At 70.0% G+C, this 19069-nt stretch carries 17 protein-coding genes and 3 pseudogenes; 14 read left to right on the top strand and 6 right to left on the bottom strand.

Annotated elements, in window-relative coordinates:
* Nucleotides 1–126 precede the first annotated feature (126 nt).
* Nucleotides 127–663: a WYL domain-containing protein gene (locus AB0I23_RS13090; protein ID WP_436846927.1), complete on the bottom strand. Its 537-nt coding sequence runs from the start codon at nucleotides 661–663 to the stop codon at nucleotides 127–129.
* Nucleotides 664–737: 74 nt separating this feature from the next.
* Here AB0I23_RS13090 and AB0I23_RS13095 point away from each other — a divergent pair, with 74 nt between their 5' ends.
* Both AB0I23_RS13095 and AB0I23_RS13100 read left to right on the top strand, forming a co-directional pair.
* Complete coding sequence (locus AB0I23_RS13095; protein ID WP_359109307.1) at nucleotides 738–1007, top strand: hypothetical protein; 270 nt, start codon at nucleotides 738–740, stop codon at nucleotides 1005–1007.
* 156 nt (nucleotides 1008–1163) lie between these two features.
* Nucleotides 1164–1562 carry a nuclear transport factor 2 family protein gene (locus tag AB0I23_RS13100; protein WP_359109308.1) on the top strand — a complete coding sequence of 133 codons (399 nt, stop codon included), beginning with the start codon at nucleotides 1164–1166 and terminating at the stop codon, nucleotides 1560–1562.
* 450 nt (nucleotides 1563–2012) lie between these two features.
* Here the strand turns inward: AB0I23_RS13100 and AB0I23_RS13105 are convergent, their stop codons facing one another.
* The gene (locus AB0I23_RS13105) at nucleotides 2013–3578 is read right to left on the bottom strand and encodes a serine protease (protein ID WP_359109309.1); all 1566 of its coding nucleotides are present in this window, start codon (nucleotides 3576–3578) and stop codon (nucleotides 2013–2015) included.
* 143 nt (nucleotides 3579–3721) lie between these two features.
* On the opposite strand from AB0I23_RS13105, the gene AB0I23_RS13110 reads away from it, so the two are divergent.
* The 6 genes from AB0I23_RS13110 to kdpC all read left to right on the top strand — a co-directional run bounded on the left by AB0I23_RS13110 (nucleotide 3722) and on the right by kdpC (nucleotide 10497).
* Nucleotides 3722–4393, top strand: a complete 672-nt coding sequence (locus AB0I23_RS13110; protein ID WP_359109311.1) for an RNA polymerase sigma factor — start codon at nucleotides 3722–3724, stop codon at nucleotides 4391–4393.
* The gene (locus AB0I23_RS13115) at nucleotides 4390–5484 is read left to right on the top strand and encodes a CU044_5270 family protein (RefSeq protein ID WP_359109312.1); all 1095 of its coding nucleotides are present in this window, start codon (nucleotides 4390–4392) and stop codon (nucleotides 5482–5484) included. Before AB0I23_RS13110 ends, AB0I23_RS13115 begins: the two co-directional genes overlap by 4 nt.
* A gap of 417 nt (nucleotides 5485–5901) precedes the next feature.
* Nucleotides 5902–5991, top strand: a complete 90-nt coding sequence (gene kdpF / locus AB0I23_RS13120; protein ID WP_359109313.1) for a K(+)-transporting ATPase subunit F — start codon at nucleotides 5902–5904, stop codon at nucleotides 5989–5991.
* Between the two features lie 11 nt (nucleotides 5992–6002).
* The gene (gene kdpA / locus AB0I23_RS13125) at nucleotides 6003–7667 is read left to right on the top strand and encodes a potassium-transporting ATPase subunit KdpA (protein ID WP_359109314.1); all 1665 of its coding nucleotides are present in this window, start codon (nucleotides 6003–6005) and stop codon (nucleotides 7665–7667) included.
* Complete coding sequence (kdpB, locus tag AB0I23_RS13130; protein ID WP_359109315.1) at nucleotides 7667–9796, top strand: potassium-transporting ATPase subunit KdpB; 2130 nt, start codon at nucleotides 7667–7669, stop codon at nucleotides 9794–9796. The genes kdpA and kdpB overlap by 1 nt, the downstream gene beginning before the upstream one ends.
* A 32-nt stretch (nucleotides 9797–9828) precedes the next feature.
* On the top strand, nucleotides 9829–10497 hold the full coding sequence (gene kdpC / locus AB0I23_RS13135) for a potassium-transporting ATPase subunit KdpC (RefSeq protein ID WP_359109316.1): 669 nt from the start codon (nucleotides 9829–9831) through the stop codon (nucleotides 10495–10497).
* A gap of 195 nt (nucleotides 10498–10692) precedes the next feature.
* On the opposite strand, the gene AB0I23_RS13140 is transcribed toward kdpC, so the two are convergent.
* Nucleotides 10693–10824, bottom strand: a complete 132-nt coding sequence (locus AB0I23_RS13140) for a hypothetical protein (protein ID WP_359109317.1) — start codon at nucleotides 10822–10824, stop codon at nucleotides 10693–10695.
* A 43-nt stretch (nucleotides 10825–10867) separates the two neighbouring features.
* Between AB0I23_RS13140 and AB0I23_RS13145 the strand changes: the two genes are divergently transcribed.
* Complete coding sequence (locus AB0I23_RS13145) at nucleotides 10868–11224, top strand: hypothetical protein (protein WP_359109319.1); 357 nt, start codon at nucleotides 10868–10870, stop codon at nucleotides 11222–11224.
* 143 nt (nucleotides 11225–11367) lie between these two features.
* Here the strand turns inward: AB0I23_RS13145 and AB0I23_RS13150 are convergent, their stop codons facing one another.
* A complete protein-coding gene (locus tag AB0I23_RS13150; RefSeq protein WP_359109320.1) occupies nucleotides 11368–12108 on the bottom strand; it encodes a PP2C family protein-serine/threonine phosphatase in 741 nt (246 codons plus the stop codon).
* 111 nt (nucleotides 12109–12219) lie between these two features.
* On the opposite strand from AB0I23_RS13150, the pseudogene AB0I23_RS13155 reads away from it, so the two are divergent.
* From AB0I23_RS13155 to AB0I23_RS13170, 4 genes and pseudogenes are all read left to right on the top strand, one after another.
* A pseudogene (locus AB0I23_RS13155) lies at nucleotides 12220–12393 on the top strand (ATP-binding protein); the annotation flags it as partial.
* A 177-nt stretch (nucleotides 12394–12570) separates the two neighbouring features.
* The gene (locus tag AB0I23_RS13160; RefSeq protein ID WP_359109473.1) at nucleotides 12571–13356 is read left to right on the top strand and encodes a DUF72 domain-containing protein; all 786 of its coding nucleotides are present in this window, start codon (nucleotides 12571–12573) and stop codon (nucleotides 13354–13356) included.
* 295 nt (nucleotides 13357–13651) lie between these two features.
* Entirely contained in the window at nucleotides 13652–14920 is a 1269-nt protein-coding gene (locus AB0I23_RS13165) for an ATP-binding protein (RefSeq protein ID WP_359109321.1), read from the top strand.
* 728 nt (nucleotides 14921–15648) lie between these two features.
* Nucleotides 15649–16323 (top strand): CAP domain-containing protein, encoded by a 675-nt coding sequence (locus AB0I23_RS13170; protein ID WP_359109322.1) that lies wholly within the window; start codon nucleotides 15649–15651, stop codon nucleotides 16321–16323.
* A gap of 163 nt (nucleotides 16324–16486) precedes the next feature.
* Here AB0I23_RS13170 and dacB read toward each other — a convergent pair whose 3' ends face one another.
* On the bottom strand, nucleotides 16487–18100 hold the full coding sequence (gene dacB, locus AB0I23_RS13175; protein ID WP_359109323.1) for a D-alanyl-D-alanine carboxypeptidase/D-alanyl-D-alanine endopeptidase: 1614 nt from the start codon (nucleotides 18098–18100) through the stop codon (nucleotides 16487–16489).
* Between the two features lie 212 nt (nucleotides 18101–18312).
* Between dacB and AB0I23_RS13180 the strand changes: the two are divergent.
* A pseudogene (locus AB0I23_RS13180) lies at nucleotides 18313–18480 on the top strand (DUF6221 family protein); the annotation flags it as partial.
* Nucleotides 18481–18735: 255 nt separating this feature from the next.
* On the opposite strand, the pseudogene AB0I23_RS13185 reads toward AB0I23_RS13180, so the two are convergent.
* A pseudogene (locus AB0I23_RS13185) lies at nucleotides 18736–19008 on the bottom strand (TIGR01458 family HAD-type hydrolase); the annotation flags it as partial.
* Nucleotides 19009–19069 lie beyond the last annotated feature (61 nt).

Consider the following 19069-nt stretch of genomic DNA (forward strand, 5'->3'; position numbering starts at 1 on the left):
GATATTGTCGCCAAACTCCTAGATGGCGTATGGGGGCGGCCCGATGAAGCCGAGCCCCGCGTCCGGCGCCCATGGGCGCCGCGCACCGGGCCCGCACCACGGTGCGGAACGTCCTGTCCCGTCGGCTCACCCGCGTCCATAGGTCCAGGCGAGTACGCACACAGCGTCTGCCATGACCTGGCGCAGTTCCTCCGGTGCGACGACCTCCACATCGATGCCGAGCCGCAGCAGCTCACCACAGGCATGCTCGGTGCTCTCGGTCGGGATGACCGCCTCGATCCAGCCGTCGTCACCAACCGCTTTTGCCGTGGCGTCGAATGCCCGGACCACCTCGGGGGGAACGTTGGCCGGCAGCCGCTCGCGCCCTTTCGGGGACAAGCGGATGATGGCAGTGCCCGTGTAGCGGCGCGCCTGGAAGTCGTCCAGGTAGGACGACCAGTACTCACCCAGGACGAAGTCCTCCGGCCGTTCGAAACGCTCGTCACTCAACACCGCGTCGAGGACCTGGGTGATCCGGTAGGTGGCGATCCGGCCCTTGGCTGCGGCCACGAGGTACCAGGTGCCGGACTTGAGCACCAGGCCGTAGGGGTGCAGCCGACGGCTCACCTCCTGCGGCTCGCGCCAGCGGCGGTAACGCACATCCACCGCGTGCCGGCTGAACACCGCCTCGACGAGCAGGGGCAGATACGGAGGGCTGCCACAACGGCGTCGAACTGATCCGGGACGGTCTCGTCCGCGTGCTGCGGGAAACAGGGCCCGCACCACTCGCCGTACTCACCACGGAGCCGGCGGCCAACACATTCCCCAGGCTCCCGGTCCGCACCGGGGAGAACGTCGTCGCGGTCTTCACGTCGTACCCGGACGAGAGCGCGCACCGCCGCCACCTCGCCCGCGCCATGGCTCATCCCCTCGTACGGGAGGAGCTTCTTCCGGACATCGAGCAGGCGCAGACCGCAGCCCCCGAACTCCTGAGGCTGGCACCCACAGCCCGCTCACTCATACGCTGAGAGGCGGGGCGCCCTCTCGCGCCCCCGCGGGACACCACCCCCAGCCTCCTGAACGGGGACGTGCCAGTACGTGCCGGTCCGGGTGGTGAACGCCCCCGGTCGGCTGGGTGGTCTCGGCGACTGTGCTTTCGCCCCTTCGGTGTTAGCGTCGTGTCCATGTCCAAGACCGAGATCGACGCAGTGACCACCGAGTTCTTCGGCGCCTTTGACAATCGGGGTGGCAAGGCTGCCGACGTGGCCCGGATCCGGCGGCTGGTCCTTCCAAGCGGTGTGATCGTCACCACCGCCCCGCAGTTCACGGTCTACACCGTGGACGAGTTCATCGAGCCTCGCCGGCGGCTGCTGTCCGACGGTCGACTGGTCGAGTTCTCCGAGTGGGAGACCTCCGAGCGGACCGAGGTCGCGGGCGATATCGCGTCGCGGTTCAGCGAATACCGCAAGTCCGGGGTCTTGGACGGTGAGCCGTTCGAAGGTGTCGGGACCAAGACCTTCCAGTTCGTCCGCACCTCGGACGGCTGGCGGATCACGGCATTCGCCTGGCACGACCGGCCCTGATTCGTCGGGCACCCGTCGGGGCGGGACGGCCGGCAGAGAGACGGACTCCGGTCGCCGAGGAAGGCGCGTGCGACTACGTGCCGGTCAGGGCGGTGAACGGCGGTCACCAGGCAGCTTCGGCCACCGGATCACCCCTTCGAACCGCTGCCGCACCCGCATACGGGTACGGGCCGAACCCGCCGAACGGCAGGAACGGCCCAATCAACTCCCGCCTGCAGCACTGGAGTTCTGTACGCGTCATAGAGGCGTTCCGCCATCCGGCAGACACCACAGGGACGAGATCCCCCACCTCTTGCCCACAGCTGAAGAGGTCCAGCCGACTGTCCTGAAGCTCCCCCTCGCTCAAGGTGCCGGAAGCCGAAGGTCCCACGCCCCGTTCACCTGCCCGGATTACGGCCTCCCCCGCGGTCGGGGGCCCATCTCCCTGTCGCGGGGGAGGCCGTTACCGGGTCATCGGGTCCGGTAGGCGTCGATGATGGTTTGGGTGAGGGTGTTCCCGTCGGTATCGGTCAGCTCCGCGCACAGGGAGACGCCAGTGCCCGCCTTCGGGTTGGAAATCGTGACCGCGCCGCGGTCGACGGGGACCCGGGTCCACGAGACGCCGCCGTTGGTGGACACCGAGACCGTCAGTGAGCGCGTGTGTCCGTTCGCGGCGGCACCCTGCGCGGTGACCGGGACACGCAGTGCCGTGTTCGCCGCCGCAGCGCCGGTCGGGCTGAGCTCGGGCGAGAAGCGGACGACGCTCACCGGCGTCGGGGTCGGACCGGTCGTCGTGCCCGAGTTGAAGGTCCATGTCGCGGTCACACGGGTGGCGGTGCCGGCCGCACCCTTGCGGTTCACGGTGCTGGTCATGCGGTACGCGGCCGGTGCCGACGGCACGGTGAACTCGGCTCGTCCGGGGGCGCCGGACTGGGTGCCGACGAGCACGCCGTTGCGGTACAGCGTGGTCGAGGCCGTGTCGAAGGACGGTGACGACGGTACGTGGCTGTCACCGTCGGCGAGCATCGGGACGTTGACGGTGATCTTGTCGCCGTCGCGTTCGACGCCGGTGCGGTCGGTGAGGTCGGGGCCGAAGACGGCGTTGTCGAAGGTGTGCGTGGTCGTGGTCCCGGCGCGCACCGCGATGCCGTTGGCGAAGTAGCGGGTCGACGCCGCGCCGGGACCACTGGCGGGCGCGTAGCTGACGTCCCAGGTGCCGCGCTGGGGCGTGACGAGGAAGGTGGCGGTGCCGGGGGTCGCCAGGGTTTCGGAGACGCCGACGGTCGGTCCGGCGGTCGGCTGCAGGTCGAAGGACGCGGTCCCTGTGGTGCCCGGCCGGGCCGCGCCGCGGATCTGCAGGGTGGCCAATTCCTGCGCGGAGTACTGCCGGGTGAGCCCGGTCAGGGCGCGGGTACCGGTGAAGGTCTGGCCGAGCGCGTAGCCGGCGGTCTCGGTCCTCCAGTACGCGTCGAACCACTGCTTCACCGATCCGGCTTCGGTGTCGGGGCCCAGGTGGGCGACGCGCAGGGTCGGTGTGGAGTTGATGATGTTGGCCATACGGGTGGCGCCGTCGTGCGTGACCTCGACGAACATCGCGCTGTGCAGGAAGCCCGCGGAGCGGTCGGGCGGCCGTACGTCGACGGGGGCAGTGGTCCGCGCGTCGACGGTGATGGTGGTGTCGCGGTCGAGGTCGAGGCGCGGCTGGACGATCCAGTCCGTGCCGTCTCCTGCGTCACCGGTGGTCAGCGAACTGTCCAGGAGGTACCGGCCCCGGGGCAGGCGCACGGTGGTCGTGCCGGAAGCGTCGTACGGATGGACGGCCTCGTCAGCACCCGGGCCGGAGATTCCGGTGACGTTGGTGGCGTAGTCCGCTGTCCTGTGGCCGGTGCGGTCGAGGTGAGTGATCGTGAGGGCGTACGTCTCCGGCTCCGCGGCGAAGGCGGTGGTGTCCCATGCGGGCGTCGCGCTGCCGACCAGGGCGGCGGCGAGAGCCAGAGTGCGCAGGACACTCCGGCGGGGTACGGAAGAACTGTTCATGACCTGCACTGCGCTTCCGGGCGCCGGCGTTCCCGTGGGCTGCGTCACACCGGGTGCGAGGGCGCGCCCACGGGGCCGCATGTGTGGTGCACGTCACCGGAACCGGCGCAACGGACGCGGCAGAGCAGAGTGTGGAATCACTCATGAGGAATCGCTTCCGCCGCGGAGACCGCGACGCCTTGGGGGAGCTGTACGACGAGCACGCCCAGGTGCTGTACCGCTATGCCCTGCGGGTGACGGGCGACTGGGCGGAGGCCGAAGACGTCGTCTCGGCGACCTTCCTGGAAGCATGGCGCAGCCGGGAGAAGCTGCGCCCCGACGGGGACAGTCTGCGCCCGTGGCTGCTGGGAATCGCCACCAACATCATGCGCCGCAACGCACGCGCACGCCGACTCCGCGAGATCGCGCTCGCCCGCGTCCCTGAACGCGGCTCGATTCCGGACTTCGTCGACGATCTCGTCACGCACCTCGCGGACACCGAGCAGCTGCGCGCCGCACACACCGCACTCGCCCGCCTGCGGCACCGCGACCGAGAGGTCTTCACCCTCGTGGTGTGGGCCGGCCTGGACTACGCGGCGGCGGCCGAGGCACTCGGCGTGCCGGTCGGCACCGTGCGGTCACGCCTGTCCCGCGCCCGTGCCCGACTGCGCGAGCTCGCCGACGCCGAAGCCCGCGCCACACGCTCGCAGGCCACGCCGACCGGATCCCGACGGCCGCCCGCGGCGGAGAACAGGGAACCTTCCGCCACCCCCGACAAGCCAGTTCCGGACCGCATCCCCGTGGCCCGGCCGTTGACCCAGGAGAACCACGGATGAACACCTCCCCGCGGCGCCGTTCGCACCACCGGTCCGAAGAGACCGAACGCCTCGGCCTCACCGGCCTGCTGCCCCCGCCACCGGTCCCCGGCCTGGGTCCCGACCGCGAACTGCTGCTGAAGGAAACACTGCTGCGCAAGGCTGCCCTCGCCGACCCGCCCGGCGGCCTCACCACCCGGGCCTCGCGCCCGCGCCGGCGCCTGGTCCGGATCCTGGCGCCGGCAGTCGCCTGTACCTTGGCGGTCTGCGGCGTCGTGGCCGTGAACCTCGCGGGCACGCCCGGGCGCGACACCGCCGCGGTCACGCGTGGCGGCGCCCCCCGCGCACCCGAAGTGACACAACTCCTCGACCGCGTCGCGCTCGCCGCCGCCGGAAGGAAGCAACCGACGGTCCGTGCCGACCAGTTCGTGTACGTCGAGAGCAAGGTCGCCTACGCCGCGCAGAGCGCCGGAGGAGGCCCCGTGACCATGGCCCCCGTGCACACGCGGCAGGTGTGGTTGTCCGCCGACGGCAGCCGCCCCGGCCTGCTGCGCGAGGGGGGCGGGCCCGACACCCGGCTCGACACCGACGCACCGGTCCACACCCTCGACGGCCCAGGAGCGACGCCCCGGCCGAGCACCGCGTCCAAGAGGGACCCGTCGATCGGAAACCCGACCCACGAGTACGTCGCGTCGCTGCCCACCGACCCTGACGCCCTGCTGAAGCTGATCCGGGACGAGACCCGCGGATCCGGCCAGGACCCGGACCAGCGAGCATTCACCGCGATCGGCGACCTGCTGGCCGAGACCTGGGCACCACCGCAGGTCAGCGCCGCGCTCTACAAGGCCGCCGCGAAGATCCCCGGGGTCACGGTGATCCATGCGGCGGCCGACGCAACGGGACGCGAAGGCGTTGCCGTCGCCCGCACGGCACACGGGGAGCAGACGCAGTGGGTCTTCGACCGGACCACGTACGCATTCCTCGGTGAACGTACGGTCCTCGCCGAAGCCGGCGACGCCGGCCCGGCCGGGACCGTTGTCGGCACCTCCGCGGTCCTCACCAAGGCCGCGGTCGACCGCGCCGGCGAGACTCCCGCGCCGATGACGACGTAGCGCGGCGGCCATGCACATCGGCCGCCCCGGACCGCGGTTCCACCGGGGCCCGCCCATGCGCTTTGCGCATGGGCCGGGTTGCGGCTCCTGCCCTTCCTTGTCGGGACCGCCTTCGGCCCGGGCGCCGCGCGTGCAGGCGCCGAGAACCGCGACGAGCGGCGGCCGGAACAGCAGCGGCGGCCCGGGCGGCACCGCCTACTGCCTTCGGGCCCCGCGCCAGAGCCACGCCGCCCTGCGGGCGGCCATTGACTGATATAGCATCAGAAATGGGGAAAAGCCTCACACATGGGTGAGCCGAGAAGCCCCGCTCCTGTTGATTCTGCGAGGTGCCCCGCGCATGTCGGACGTTGCGTACATCGGCCTCACGGTCGTGGTGTTTGCCCTCATCGGTCTGGCAGCCAGGGGGACTGAGCGCTTGTGAGCGTGGAGAACATCGTCGGCCTGGTCGTTGCCGTCCTCCTGGTGATCTACCTGGTGGTCTGTCTGATCCTTCCCGAGAAGTTCTAGGGACCGGCCGGATGAACGACACTCTCGCGGGCTGGCTCCAGGCGATCGCCCTGGTGGTGGCGCTGGCACTCTCGTTTCGCCCGTTGGGCGGCTACATGGCCCGCGCCCTGACCACCGATCACCATGGGCGCGTGGAGCGCCTGATCTACCGGGTGGGTGGAGTGAACGGCGACGCCGACCAGGGCTGGCCGGTCTACCTGCGCAGTGTTCTGGCCTTCTCCGCCATGTCGGTGCTGTTCCTGTACGGGTTCCTGCGTCTGCAGAACCACTTCCTGCTTTCCCTGGGCATGAAGCCGGTCGCTGCTGACCTGTCGTTCAACACCGCCGCGTCCTTCGTCACCAACACCAACTGGCAGGCGTATTCGGGTGAGTCGACGATGGGTCATCTGGTCCAGATGGCGGGCCTCGCGGTGCAGAACTTCACCTCCGCGGCCATGGGTATCGCCGTCGTCGCCGCACTGATCCGCGGCTTCACCAGGAAGAAGACCGATCGCGTGGGCAATTTCTGGGTGGACCTGACCCGGATCGTCCTGCGCGTCCTGCTGCCCCTCGCATTCCTCTTCGCGATCGTTCTGGTGGCCTCCGGCGTCATCCAGAACTTCCATGGCATCCACGGCATCACCACCATCGCGGGCGGCCACCAGAGCCTGACCGGCGGCCCCGTCGCCTCCCAGGAGGCCATCAAGCAACTGGGCACCAACGGTGGCGGCTTCTACAACGCGAACTCGGCGCACCCCTTCGAGAACCCCAGCGCCCTGACCAACCTGATCGAGAACTATGTGATGCTGGTGATCTCGTTCTCACTGCCGCGGACCTTCGGCGCGATGGTCGGCGACCACCGCCAGGGCTACGCGATCCTCGCCGTGATGGCGGTGATCTGGGCCGCATCGGTCGCCATCGTGACCGTCAACGAGCTGCACAGCGTCAGCAGCACGGCCGGCCACGCGGCCGGCGGAATGATGGAGGGCAAGGAGACACGCTTCGGGATCTGGGCCTCGGCCCTGTTCGCGGTGTCCACCACCCTCACGTCGTGCGGGGCGGTCAACTCCTTCCACGACTCGTACACGCCGGGCGGCGGCGGAATGACGATCTTCAACATGATGCTGGGCGAGATCGCACCGGGCGGTACCGGCTCCGGCCTCTACGGGATCCTGATCCTGGCGGTCGTCGCGGTCTTCGTCGCCGGACTGATGGTCGGCCGAACGCCCGAGTACCTGGGCAAGAAGCTCCGCGGCCGGGAGATGAAGTTCGCCTCGCTCTACATCCTGACCACACCTGCCCTCGTGCTGATCGGTGCGGGCCTGGCCATGGCGTTCCCCGGCGAGCGTGCGGCCATGCTCAACACCAGGGCGCACGGCTTCTCCGAGGTCCTGTACGCCTTCACGTCCGCGGCGAACAACAACGGCTCGGCGTTCGCCGGTCTGAGCGCGAACACCGTCTGGTACAACACCACACTCGGCGTGGTCATGCTCCTCGGCCGGTTCCTGCCGATGGTGTTCGTCCTCGCGCTCGCCGGATCGCTCGCCGGCCAACACCCCGTACCGGTCACCGCGGGCACCCTGCCCACCCACCGACCGCAGTTCGTCGGCCTGCTCACCGGGGTGATCCTCATCGTCGTGGGGCTGACCTACTTCCCGGCCCTCGCGCTGGGCCCCCTCGCAGAGGGGCTGCGCTGATGTCCACAACCGCCGCTTCCGGTCCCACCCAGCCGGGTGCCGGACCTCGGCAGGACCGGATCTCGGGCGGGCTGCTGGATCCGAGGCAGCTGCTGAGATCCTTCCCCGACGCCTTGCGCAAGCTGAATCCGCGCGCGATGTTCCACAACCCGGTCATGTTCGTGGTGGGGGTCGGGGCGCTTCTGACCACGCTGTCGGCGATCAGGTCCCCCAGCGTCTTCGCATGGGTGATCACCGTATGGCTCTGGCTGACGGCCGTGTTCGCCAACCTGGCCGAGGCCGTGGCCGAGGGACGGGGCAAGGCACAGGCGGAGACGTTGCGCCGCACCAAGACCACCGTGATGGCCCGGCGGCTCACCGGCTGGCGGCCCGGCGCGAAGGACACCGCGGAGGAGGCAGTGCCGGGCGTCGACCTGCGGCTGGGTGACCACGTGGTCGTCGAAGCCGGGCAGATGATCCCGGGCGACGGCGATGTGGTGGAGGGCGTCGCGAGCGTCGACGAATCAGCCATCACAGGCGAGTCGGCGCCGGTGATCCGTGAGTCGGGCGGCGACCGGTCGGGGGTCACGGGCGGCACGAAGGTGCTCTCGGACCGGATCGTAGTGAAGATCACCTCGAAGCCGGGAGAGACCTTCATCGACCGGATGATCGGCCTCGTCGAGGGGGCTGCCCGCCAGAGAACGCCGAACGAGATCGCGCTCAACATCCTCCTGGCATCCCTCACCATCGTCTTCCTGATCGCCGTGGTGACCCTGCAGCCCTTCGCCATCTTCGCGGCGGCCGAGCAGAGCATCGTCATCCTCGTCGCCCTCGTCGTGGCGCTGATCCCGACGACCATCGGCGCGCTGCTCTCGGCGATCGGCATCGCCGGCATGGACCGGCTCGTCCAGCGCAATGTGCTGGCGATGTCGGGACGCGCCGTGGAAGCCGCGGGCGACGTCAACACCCTCCTCCTCGACAAGACCGGCACCATCACCCTCGGCAACCGCCAGGCCGCCGAATTCCTGCCGGTGGACGGGGTGAGCGTCGATGAACTCGCGGACGCCGCCCAGTTGTCCTCCATCGCCGACGAGACGCCCGAGGGCCGCTCGATCGTCGTCCTCGCCAAGCAGCAGTACGCACTGCGCGGGCGCGGCGAGGGCGAACTGGACCGGGCCGCGTTCGTCCCCTTCACCGCTCAGAGCCGCATGAGCGGAGTCGACCTCAACGATCCGCAGGAGAACCGTTCCCTGCGCAAAGGCGCGGCGACCGCGGTGATGCGCTGGGTCCGCGACCACGGCGGCCACCCCACCGCCGACGTCGGTCAGATCGTCGACGGCATCTCCGCGAGCGGCGGTACCCCCCTGGTCGTCGGCATCGTCTCCCGGGGCGACGGTACGCAGACCGCTCGCGTGCTGGGCGTCATCCACCTCAAGGATGTCGTCAAGGCAGGCATGCGCGAACGCTTCGACGAACTGCGGCGCATGGGCATCAGGACCGTCATGATCACCGGGGACAATGCGCTCACCGCGCGCGCCATCGCCGAGGAAGCCGGTGTGGACGACTTCCTCGCGGAAGCGACGCCCGAGGACAAGATGGCTCTGATCCGGCGCGAACAGGCAGGCGGGAAGCTCGTCGCCATGACCGGCGACGGCACGAACGACGCCCCGGCCCTCGCCCAGGCAGATGTCGGTGTGGCGATGAACACCGGAACGTCGGCCGCCAAGGAGGCCGGGAACATGGTCGACCTCGACTCCAATCCGACCAAGCTCATCGAGATCGTCGAGATCGGCAAACAACTCCTCATCACCAGAGGCGCGTTGACGACCTTCTCCATCGCCAACGACGTCGCGAAGTACTTCGCGATCATCCCCGCGATGTTCGCGAGCGTCTACCCGGGCCTCGACCTGCTCAACATCATGCGTCTGCACAGCCCGACGTCTGCGATCACCTCCGCGATCGTCTTCAACGCACTGATCATCATCGCGCTGATCCCGCTGGCGCTGCGTGGCGTGCGCTACCGGCCGTCCTCCGCCTCCCGACTGCTCAGCCGCAACATCTGGATGTACGGGCTCGGCGGCCTGGTCATGCCGTTCGTCGGCATCAAGCTGCTCGACCTTGTCATCCAGTTCATTCCCGGCCTGCGCTGACCGGCGGCCCGACGAGAGAACGAGGCGATCCCATGACGCCCACCACCCTTCCGCCCGTACTCCGCCACCATCTGGCGGCCCTGCGGATACTGCTCGTGTTCACCGTCATCACGGGCCTCGCGTACCCCCTGCTCGTCACCGGCATCGCACAGGCAGGCCTCCCCCACCAGGCCAACGGCTCGCTGCTCACCGAGAACGGCAGACCCGTGGCCTCCAGCCTGATCGGCCAGAACTTCGCCCTGCCGAAGAGGAACCCCCGCGACCCGAACGAGGCGCTGCGCCCGGACCCCGCATGGTTCCAGCCCCGTCCGTCCGTCGGTGGCTACGACCCCTTGAGCTCCGGCGCCTCCAACCTCGGCCCGAACAGCACCGAGCTGGTCAAGGCGGTCCGGGACCGTCGCGCCGCGGTCGCCGCTTTCGACGGTGTCCCACCGGCGTCCGTCCCCGCGGACGCCGTCACCACCAGTGGCTCCGGCCTCGACCCGGCGATCTCCCCGGCATACGCCTACGAGCAGGTCAACCGCGTCGCGAAGGCACGCCACCTCGCCCCCGCCCGGGTCAAGGGCCTGGTCACCCGGCACGTCCAGGAACGCGCGCTGGGTTTCCTGGGGCAGCAACGCGTCAACGTCGTCGCGCTCAACCATGCGCTGGCCGGACTGGGAGAACCGGCGGCTCCCGGCCTCGAGCGGGCACGTGACTGATGGTGTCGAGTAGCGTCCCGACCTGGTTGGCCGATTTTCTGCGTGGACGGACTGTCCCGTTGGGCGGCCTCGTCCGCCGGCGGGTTCGTCCCCGGCGGCGCCGGCCCCGGCACAACAACGCCTCGGCCCCGGCGCCCTCACCGGCAGCGCCCCCGGAGAGACCGGTGGCGCCGGGTGCCGACCGGTCCTCATGAGTCAGCGCGGCCCCAGGGTGAACACCGCGACCACGAGCAGGACCAGCAACGCCCAGCCGAGCACCCCGACGTTCCGGCGTTGCGGGTTGCGTCCCTGTCGCCATGCGCTGACCTCGTGCGGAGCGTCTCCCATAGCCGACCAGCTTACGACCTGACGTCCACGGCGGGGTCGGGCCGTGTCCGCCGCCCATGCGCACCGGCCCGGGCGTCCGGCACCGGATCCGCACCGGAAGTGGGTCCACTGGACCGACGGCCGGTACGGACAGGCAGCCGGGACGGCCGAGCACGCGGCCGCCTCCCCACGGATCGCCGGGGCCACGGAGGCCGTCGCGGCGGAGGCGCTCGCCGAGGCGGCCCGCGCCCGGACGGTGCCCGACCCGCAGGCGGCCGCAGACGCACTGGTCCGGGCCGCCCACGGCGTCGGAGGCAATGTCGGGATGGTCCGTCCGGCCCGGCTCGTCGAGGAGGCGGGGCGGTTGCGGCGAAGCCTGACGCCGCGCGGTCCGGATGCGCCGGTGGTGGCGGGGCCGTAAGCGCCGTGCTCGAGTTCTTGCTCCCGAGCGCCGCGGACGTGATCGGGTCCCCGGAGTGCGAGTCCGACTCTCGTCGCCCGCTCCGCACGAACGCCCCGGACCACCGGCCCGGGGCTTTTTCGACGAACCGCTCGCACCGGCCGCTACTCGCCGATGCGCACCATCGCGAGCGTGATGTTGTCGGGGCCTCCCGCCTCGATGGCGGCCTTCCACAGCTCGAAAGCGGCCCTGCCGTCGTCGTGCACGCGCAGCAGACTGTCGAGTGCGTCCTCCGTCACCGGGTCGGTCAGCCCGTCGGTGCAGACCAAATAGCGATCGCCGGCGGACAGCGGCGACGTCGTCACGTGGGGCGTGACGGCGCTGAACCGGGGGGCGCCGCCGAGCGCCTGCGTGACAAGTGACGTGGTGCGCCGGCCCGGCGCCAACGGCGGGCTGTCGTCCACGCTCACCTGGCGGAGCCCGTCCGGAGTCACGTCGAGCACCCTGCTGTCGCCGACGTTGAAGGCAAGCAGCGACTCCGCCAGCACGACGGCACCCGCGACCGTGGTCCCCATGGCGACCAGTTCCGGGTTGCCGTCGGCGGCCGCGTACACCGCATGGTTGCAGGCGTTGAGAGCGTCACGAACGGCTTCCTCGCTGTCCAGCGAAGGACCGAACATGGCGAGTCGGCGGACGACCAGCGCACTGGCCACTTCGCCGGCCGGCTGCCCGCCGATCCCGTCGGCGACGGCGACGACGAGCGGTGTGCCGAGGGGGAACAGCAGCGTCTGCGGGTTCTCGGTCACGGTGGCGCACAACGTCCACGGGCCGACAACGAGGCTGTCCTCATTGTGATCGCGGATGAGCCCGGTGTGGCTCAACGCAGTGACAGCTATGTACGGCATCGAAGGGCCCCGCTCTCCTCAACGGTCGGCGCGTCCCGCATCTCCATTGTGGCGCCGCGGCCGCCTCTTCGAGGCCCCGGACTTTACTGGCGCCGAGCCAGTGGAACGCGGATCAAATGGCTGGAGACCTCTCCGTTCGACGGGCACGATCTCGCCGCACTGCACGGACACCGGGCAGCCGTGACCGATGCCCCTGTCCCGCTCGTCGCGGTCCCGCGCTGCGGAGTCAGCTGTTCGGGGCACCAGGCGGTCTACGGCCCCGAAGAACTGCTCGCCGCGTGGCGCACGCACCGATGGGCGAAGGCGTGCGACACACGCCCTTTCCGCCGCCCGCGCCGGTCGGGGCGGAGGCGCGTTGCCGGATGCACGGGCCCATCAGCCCTGCCCGCTCGCGCTTCCACCGCGGGCGTACTCGCCGGGCGAGGTGTTACGGCCTTCGGCCTCGGGGGCAGGGATCGGACCATGCCCATGCTCGTCGGAACCTCAGGGTGGCAGTACAAGGACTGGCGCGGCGTTCTCTATCCCCCCGGGCAACCGCAGCGGCTGTGGCTGGAGGAGTACGCCCGGCAGTTCGCCACCGTGGAGAACAACAACGCCTTCTACCGGCTTCCCACTGCGGAGATCTTCGCCTCCTGGCGGGAGCGGACGCCGGACGGGTTCGTCATGGCGGTCAAGGCCAGCCGCTACCTGACCCATCTGAAGCGGCTGCGCGATCCCGAGGAGCCGGTGCGCCGGCTGATGGATCACGCCGAGGGTCTCGGCGACCGCCTGGGGCCGGTGCTACTCCAACTGCCGTCGAACTTCCGGGAGGACATCGGGGCCCTGGACACCTGCCTGAGCTGCTTTCCCGACACGGTTCGGGTGGCCGTCGAGCTCCGGCACACCTCGTGGTGGGAGGCGGAGCGGGAGCTCCGCACGGTGCTGGAACGACACGACAGCGCGCTGTGCTGGGCAGATCGTTGGTCCCGCCCGGTGACGCCGCTGTGGCGAACCGCGTCATGGGGATACGTACGGTTTCACGGCGGCATCGCGGAGCCGCCGCCGCGCTACGGGCGCCAGGCGTTGACGTCCTGGACCCGTCGCATCGTCGACGCCTGGCCCGACGAGGACGATGTGTATGTGTACTTCAACAACGACCTGGGTGGTGCGGCCGTCGTGGACGCCGCGAAATTCGCGCGGGCAGCGGCCGCGTCGGGCCGGACGGTGAGCCGTACGCCTCCCTCCCTGCCGGTGCGGCCCACGTCCTGAGGGTTTTCCACCGGACTGCGCGTGTCCGGTTTCCTCGGCGGGACCGGACCCGGCTCGCCTCGCCGGTGGCCGGATTCCCGCCCCGGGCGGGGCGATGCCTGAACCAGCGTGCACCTCGCCCGGCCCGATGAGGCGGGCCGCACCGGTGGGCCCTTCGCCCACGATGTGCTTGCTCAGCAGTTGTGAACCCCTTCACGGATGCGGCGGCCGGGCAATGCCGTATGCCGTTGATTGGCGGGCGTGATGGACCTGGCTGATGATGGGAATTCAAGGAGCGACGTTCGAGGGTTGAGCCATGGCGGTGTGGCATGTGCGGGATTTCACGCCGGACGATCTCGAATCGGTGGTGCGGCTCGACGCCGAGAGCACCACGACCGACCGGCCCGCTGTATTCCGCCTGTCCGAGGTCGTCGCCGCGGTGCAGGCGCAGAATCCCGGTGTCGTCGCGGTGGCCGACGGACATCTCGTGGGCGCGGCGGTGGGGCGGGTGGACGGCGACCGGGCCTGGGTGCTGCGTATCGCCCTGCACCCGGCCTGGCGGAACCTGGGGCTGGGTACCGCGCTGCTCTCCGCCCTGGAGCACCGCCTGCAGAGCGCCGGAGCCAAGATCGTCGCCGCGGTGCTGCCCGAGGAGGAGACGGGCGCCACCGCGCTCCACAACTCCGGGTTCCGCCGGCATCGAGGGCTGACGTACTTCGAGAAGGTGCGGTCGGTGACCGCCCAGGACTCCGCGATCCTCTCCTCGCTCGGCGCGATGGTGCCCGCTGCCGGGCTCTGGGAGAAGCTCTCAGGCATGGCGGACGAGAAGCGGCTCGTCGAACGTCGACTGGTGCTTCCCCTGGCCAACCCCGAGCTCGCTGACGAGCACGGCGTCGAACCACCGCAGGCCGTTGTGCTCTTCGGGCCCCCGGGTACGGGCAAGAGCACGTTCGCGAAGGCTGTGGCCAGTCGGCTCGGCTGGCCGTTCGTCGAGCTCTTCCCCTCCCGTCTCGCGCTGGAGGACGGGCTCGCGAACGGACTCAGCCAGCGCTTCGAGGAGATCGCGCAACTCGACCACGTGCTGGTCTTCATCGACGAGGTGGAGGAAGTCGCCGGCACCCGCAACCTCGCCGACCCCACGTCTGTCGGCGTGGTCAATGAGCTCCTCAAATCGATCGTGCGGTTCCGTGACCGCGACGGCAGACTGCTCATCTGCGCCACCAATACGGTCGCCGCGCTGGATCCGGCCTTTCTGCGCCATGGGCGATTCGATTACGTCCTGCCCGTCGGGCCGCCCGACCACGAGGCCCGTAAAGCCCTGTGGACCAGCTACATCGCCAAGACCGGGGCGGAAGCCGACACGGCCACCCTGGCCGAGGCCAGCGAGGGATTCACCCCCGCCGACATCAGGCAAGTTGTCCGTACGGTGGCCCAGGCCGTCTTCGAACGCACCCTCGACACCGGAGAGAGGGCCCAGCCCACCACCGAGGAGTTTCTCCTCACGATCAGGCACACCCGTCCCACCGTCACCCATGACATGGCTCTGGAGTTCGCCGACCACACCATCCGCTACGGCCGCACCTGAGGGCTCGCGCCGGCATGGATCACCTCCCGGGCGGGCCCATGTGCGCGTGCGATCTCCGAACGGCTCGGGCCGGGGTTCCGCATGATCGCGGGAGGCGTACGGAACCGGGCGCCGCAGGAGAACACCGAGCTCGGCGAGGTCGGCGGCCGGACGGGCACGCCCTCGGGTGAACGCGGATGCGGTGGCCCGCAACAGCCGGGATGATCCTTTTTTTATGCCGCCCGGCCCGGGCGGCATTCTTTATCGCCTTTCGGACGCCATTCCCTTCCGTGCGCCCTCATGAACGCAAAGTTGCGCGGCGTGAAAGACAAAGAGATGACGCATTTATTCACCGGTGACATCTGCCACATCGATGTACGGCAATACGGTCTCCGAATAGTAGACGCCGCGGCGTCGACTTGATGAGATATGTCCGACTTGACGTCACATGCCCCGCGCGGGGTGGGCCGACACGCGAACGGCCGGGTGTTCGCCCTCGTTCGTTCGGCGAGCAGGGAACCCTGACGACGCCTCAGGACTTCTCGCGTCTCCAAAGACCGGACAAGCACGGCCGGACGGACGTGGCAAGAGCCGACCGTCACTACGAAGCAGGTCAGTAGACAGCCCTGTTGCCCCGCCTCACGGCAGTTCCAAGAATGACGGCCCACAGCATCTCCACAGCTCAGCCAAGGAACTGCGCGGAACCTGCCCCACCGGGGAGGCTCCGCGACTATCGAGCGAGGTCACGCATGAGGAAGCACCGCAGGAAGACGTACTACCGGCCGATAGCCATCGCTGTCGTCGCAGCAGGCGCCGTGGGTGTTCCCTCTGCGGCCATGGCCTGTCTGAGCTCTCCGGAGGACGCGGGCAGCCGGCCCTCCGCGCGCTGGGAGACCGTGAGCTCCGCGCACGACTGGAGGACCGCGGGCTCCGCGCACCACTGGACGGCCGGCTCCTGGGGGCAGAAGCCGACTGCGAGTGCGTCCGCGAGCCCTGCGGCGTCCGCGAGCCCATCGACAGCTCCTGCCCCGACCACCGCCCCCGCATCCGCCGACACGGCTCGCGTGCTGGCGCTCGTCAACAGCGAGCGCGGCAAGGTCGGATGCTCTCCGCTCGCCGTCAATGCCAAGCTGACCAAGGCGGCGCAGGACCACAGCAAGGACATGGCCGACCACCGGAACATGTCCCACACGGGCTCCGACGGATCGTCGCCCGGTGACCGGATCACCCGTGCCGGTTACAGCTGGAGCGCCTACGGCGAGAACGTCGCCTACGGCTACTCCACACCCGAGTCGGTGATGGCGGCATGGATGACCAGCCCGGGCCACAAGCGCAACATCCTCGACTGCGGGTACAAGGAAATCGGCATCGGACTCGCGCAGCCCGGCAGCTACTGGACGCAGGATTTCGGAACGGCCCGATAGCCGACCGGATCCGCCCCCTCCTTGCCCCGGGTCCCCCGTCCGCGGGGGGCTCGGAGGCCGGCAACGCGGCGAGTCCGGCGCGCATCACCGTAGGGTCGGGCCCCGGGGCGATCGCGTCGACCCGGGACTTCCGTCGGCGTACGCATGTCACCGCGTACGTGGTTCAGGAACTGCCGCTCGCGTTCTCCTGAAGGATCGCGGCGACGTCGGCCACGTCGTTCCCGATGGTCAGCGCGCCGTTGATGTCAGGCACCGAGGCGCCGTTCACCCCGGCGAAGAACACGTCGTAGTGCCCCTTGCGCGTCTCCAGATACCCGGCGGTCGTCTCCGCGCCCACCGCCAGCCGGTCGTTGACGAGGTCGCCGCCGACGACGGTCCCTGTCTTGGCGGAGACCTTGTCCCGGGCGGGACAGTCGCGGCAGTTGCCCGCGAGGCTGCCGTCGACGCCCAGGGTCGGCAGCGCCTCCCGGAAGCGGTCCGCATCGGGGGTGCCCTGCCAGTACGTCAGGATCTGGGCGACGGCGCGGGGTGTGGTGCGGTCGGCCGGGTTGCCGCCGCGGCCGTCGGCCAGTTGCACGGCCTTGCCGTCCACCTTCGCCTCGTCCAGGAACTTCGCCAGCACGCGGAATCCGTCCGAGCACTGATGACTTCCCGTACGGACGGCCATCAGACAGATGCCCAGGTTCGCCCCGAGGTTGTGGCTCACCTTGAAGATGAGCCGGGCGTACTGCTCGAACGGCGGGGACGTGAACCGGGCCACCTCGGGCGCGCCCCGGTAGGAGTCGGGCAGCCTGCCGGCCGGATTGGCTCCGCCCGCGTGCGCGGTGACCTCGACCCCGGCCCGCTTCAGCGCCTCGATCAAGGCGCTGCGGCCGAAGGCGCTCGGGTCCCGGATGTCCGACACCCGCAGGACCGGGGCGGAACCGGCGGCGATGGTGCCGGAGAGCTGGATGCGGGTGCCGTCGGCGGAGGGCGTCACCGTGATGTCGGCGGGCTTGCCCGCCTCGACGGTACGGACGGAGGACGTGACGCGGTACGGCGCCACCTTCGGGCGCCAGTCCAGCTTGGCGGGCGCGCCCGGTGCGCCGCCGGGGGTGGTGAGCAGGTCGATGAGGTTGTCGTTGATGATCAGGGGCGCCGGCGTCGGGTCGAGTTCCGGGTCGGGACGGAACAGCCGTGCGTCCACGACCACGTCGCCGTCCACCTTGGTGATCCCCGAGGCACGAACCTGCCGGGCCAGTTGATCGATACCGGCCAGCGGGTTCTGCGGGGTGAGGGTCGCTCCGGGGATGTCGTCGGCGTAGGTGTGGTCGATGGCGGTGAAGGCGACGGTGCCGTCCGGACGCGTACGGCCGCCGAGGGTCAGGTCACCCTGCGCGACGAGGTCCAGGTCTCCGGTGAGGGTCGCACCCCGGCGCTGTCCGACGGCATGCACGGGCGTGACGAAGCGGTGATCGCTGCCGAGGGTGTGCCAGGCACCGCTGACACCGAACAGTTTGGCCACGGAACCGGGGATGAAGAACTGGTCCGCGTAGCGCGACTGCACCACCTCTCCGGTCTCCGGGTTCTGCTCGAACAGCCCCCACCGGGCGTGCGGGTAGTAGGGCTTGCGCATGATCGAGGAGATGCGCGGGTCGAGCTTGTCCGGGGCTTTCGACGGCATCACCCAGTCCATGCCGAACGCGGCGACCGTGGCGGCCAGCACGAGGCCGAGGAGTGTGAAGACGCGCCGACGCCTCCGGTTCCGGCGTCGGTTTCCGGTGACGGCTGATGACATGCGGACTCCACCGGTGTGTGTGGTGCACGAGGACCGGGAAATGGGCGTTCTGAGGGTATGACTCGCGGGCGGCCGAGGCCGGTGGAGAGGCGCGGCGCGGCGGGCACATCCCTCGGACGGTGGCGGGAGGCGATGGGGGCGGGTATGTCCGTACGGTCGTGGCGCGGGGCACGGGAACGCGTCCGTACCGTCGTGACGCGGATGATGCGTGCATGACCGACGATCTGGTGGATTTCCTGCGAGTCCGCCTCGACGAGGAGGCGGACCTGGCCCGCCGCTGCGACGGTGACGGCTGCGGCGAGTGGACCGCGCTCGGCGGCACCGTCGACTTCTGTCAGGTGGATCTCTCCGGATTCCCGCCCGTCATCGCCCGGCACATCGCACTGCACGACCCGGCCCGCGTCCTGCGGGAGATCGAGGCCAGGCGAGGCGTCCTCGCCTGGCCTGGCGTGCAGTCCTGCCGGGGGCGACCCCGAGCTGCCGTGGGACGACCGGGACGACTGTCAGTACGACGGCGAGCTCCGGCCCTGCGACGACCTGCTGGACCTGGCGCTGCCCTACGCCGGCCACGCCGACTACCGACGGGAGTGGCTGCCTCATCGCATGCGCGGGGGCGGCGGCCAGGGTCTCATCGGGAGTGCGCACCGGGCACCCGGGCAGTGGGCGCGCAGGTACGCGGCGGTAACGGCGGGGGCGGTGAGGATGTCGTCCTCGCCGACGGGGAAGCCCGCCACGGCCAGCTTCGCGGCGATGCGGGCGCGGGTGCGTGAGGTGGTGTTGGTGACCAGGACGAACGGGAGTCCGGCGGTACGCAGCCGCTCCAGGGCGGCCACCGCGCCGGGCAGCGGTTCCCAGTCGACGGTGAGCACGCCGTCGATGTCGATCAGTACCGCTCCGATCCGTTCCATGGATCGACCCTCGCCGACTTGCGCAGGCGCCGCAAATGGGGTTGCTTCGAAGTAGGTGCGT

Source organism: Streptomyces atratus (assembly GCF_040655115.1).
Lineage (GTDB): Bacteria > Actinomycetota > Actinomycetes > Streptomycetales > Streptomycetaceae > Streptomyces > Streptomyces atratus_D.

What these genes read in the sequence shown, in the direction of transcription:
- AB0I23_RS13100 (WP_359109308.1), top strand. Translation starts at nt 1,164, where the DNA reads ATGTCCAAGACCGAGATCGACGCAGTGACCACCGAGTTCTTCGGCGCC.
- AB0I23_RS13105 (WP_359109309.1), bottom strand. Translation starts at nt 3,578, where the DNA reads ATGAACAGTTCTTCCGTACCCCGCCGGAGTGTCCTGCGCACTCTGGCT.
- AB0I23_RS13110 (WP_359109311.1), top strand. Translation starts at nt 3,722, where the DNA reads ATGAGGAATCGCTTCCGCCGCGGAGACCGCGACGCCTTGGGGGAGCTG.
- AB0I23_RS13115 (WP_359109312.1), top strand. Translation starts at nt 4,390, where the DNA reads ATGAACACCTCCCCGCGGCGCCGTTCGCACCACCGGTCCGAAGAGACC.
- kdpA (WP_359109314.1), top strand. Translation starts at nt 6,003, where the DNA reads ATGAACGACACTCTCGCGGGCTGGCTCCAGGCGATCGCCCTGGTGGTG.
- kdpB (WP_359109315.1), top strand. Translation starts at nt 7,667, where the DNA reads ATGTCCACAACCGCCGCTTCCGGTCCCACCCAGCCGGGTGCCGGACCT.
- kdpC (WP_359109316.1), top strand. Translation starts at nt 9,829, where the DNA reads ATGACGCCCACCACCCTTCCGCCCGTACTCCGCCACCATCTGGCGGCC.
- AB0I23_RS13140 (WP_359109317.1), bottom strand. Translation starts at nt 10,824, where the DNA reads ATGGGAGACGCTCCGCACGAGGTCAGCGCATGGCGACAGGGACGCAAC.
- AB0I23_RS13150 (WP_359109320.1), bottom strand. Translation starts at nt 12,108, where the DNA reads ATGCCGTACATAGCTGTCACTGCGTTGAGCCACACCGGGCTCATCCGC.
- AB0I23_RS13160 (WP_359109473.1), top strand. Translation starts at nt 12,571, where the DNA reads ATGCCCATGCTCGTCGGAACCTCAGGGTGGCAGTACAAGGACTGGCGC.
- AB0I23_RS13165 (WP_359109321.1), top strand. Translation starts at nt 13,652, where the DNA reads ATGGCGGTGTGGCATGTGCGGGATTTCACGCCGGACGATCTCGAATCG.
- AB0I23_RS13170 (WP_359109322.1), top strand. Translation starts at nt 15,649, where the DNA reads ATGAGGAAGCACCGCAGGAAGACGTACTACCGGCCGATAGCCATCGCT.
- dacB (WP_359109323.1), bottom strand. Translation starts at nt 18,100, where the DNA reads ATGTCATCAGCCGTCACCGGAAACCGACGCCGGAACCGGAGGCGTCGG.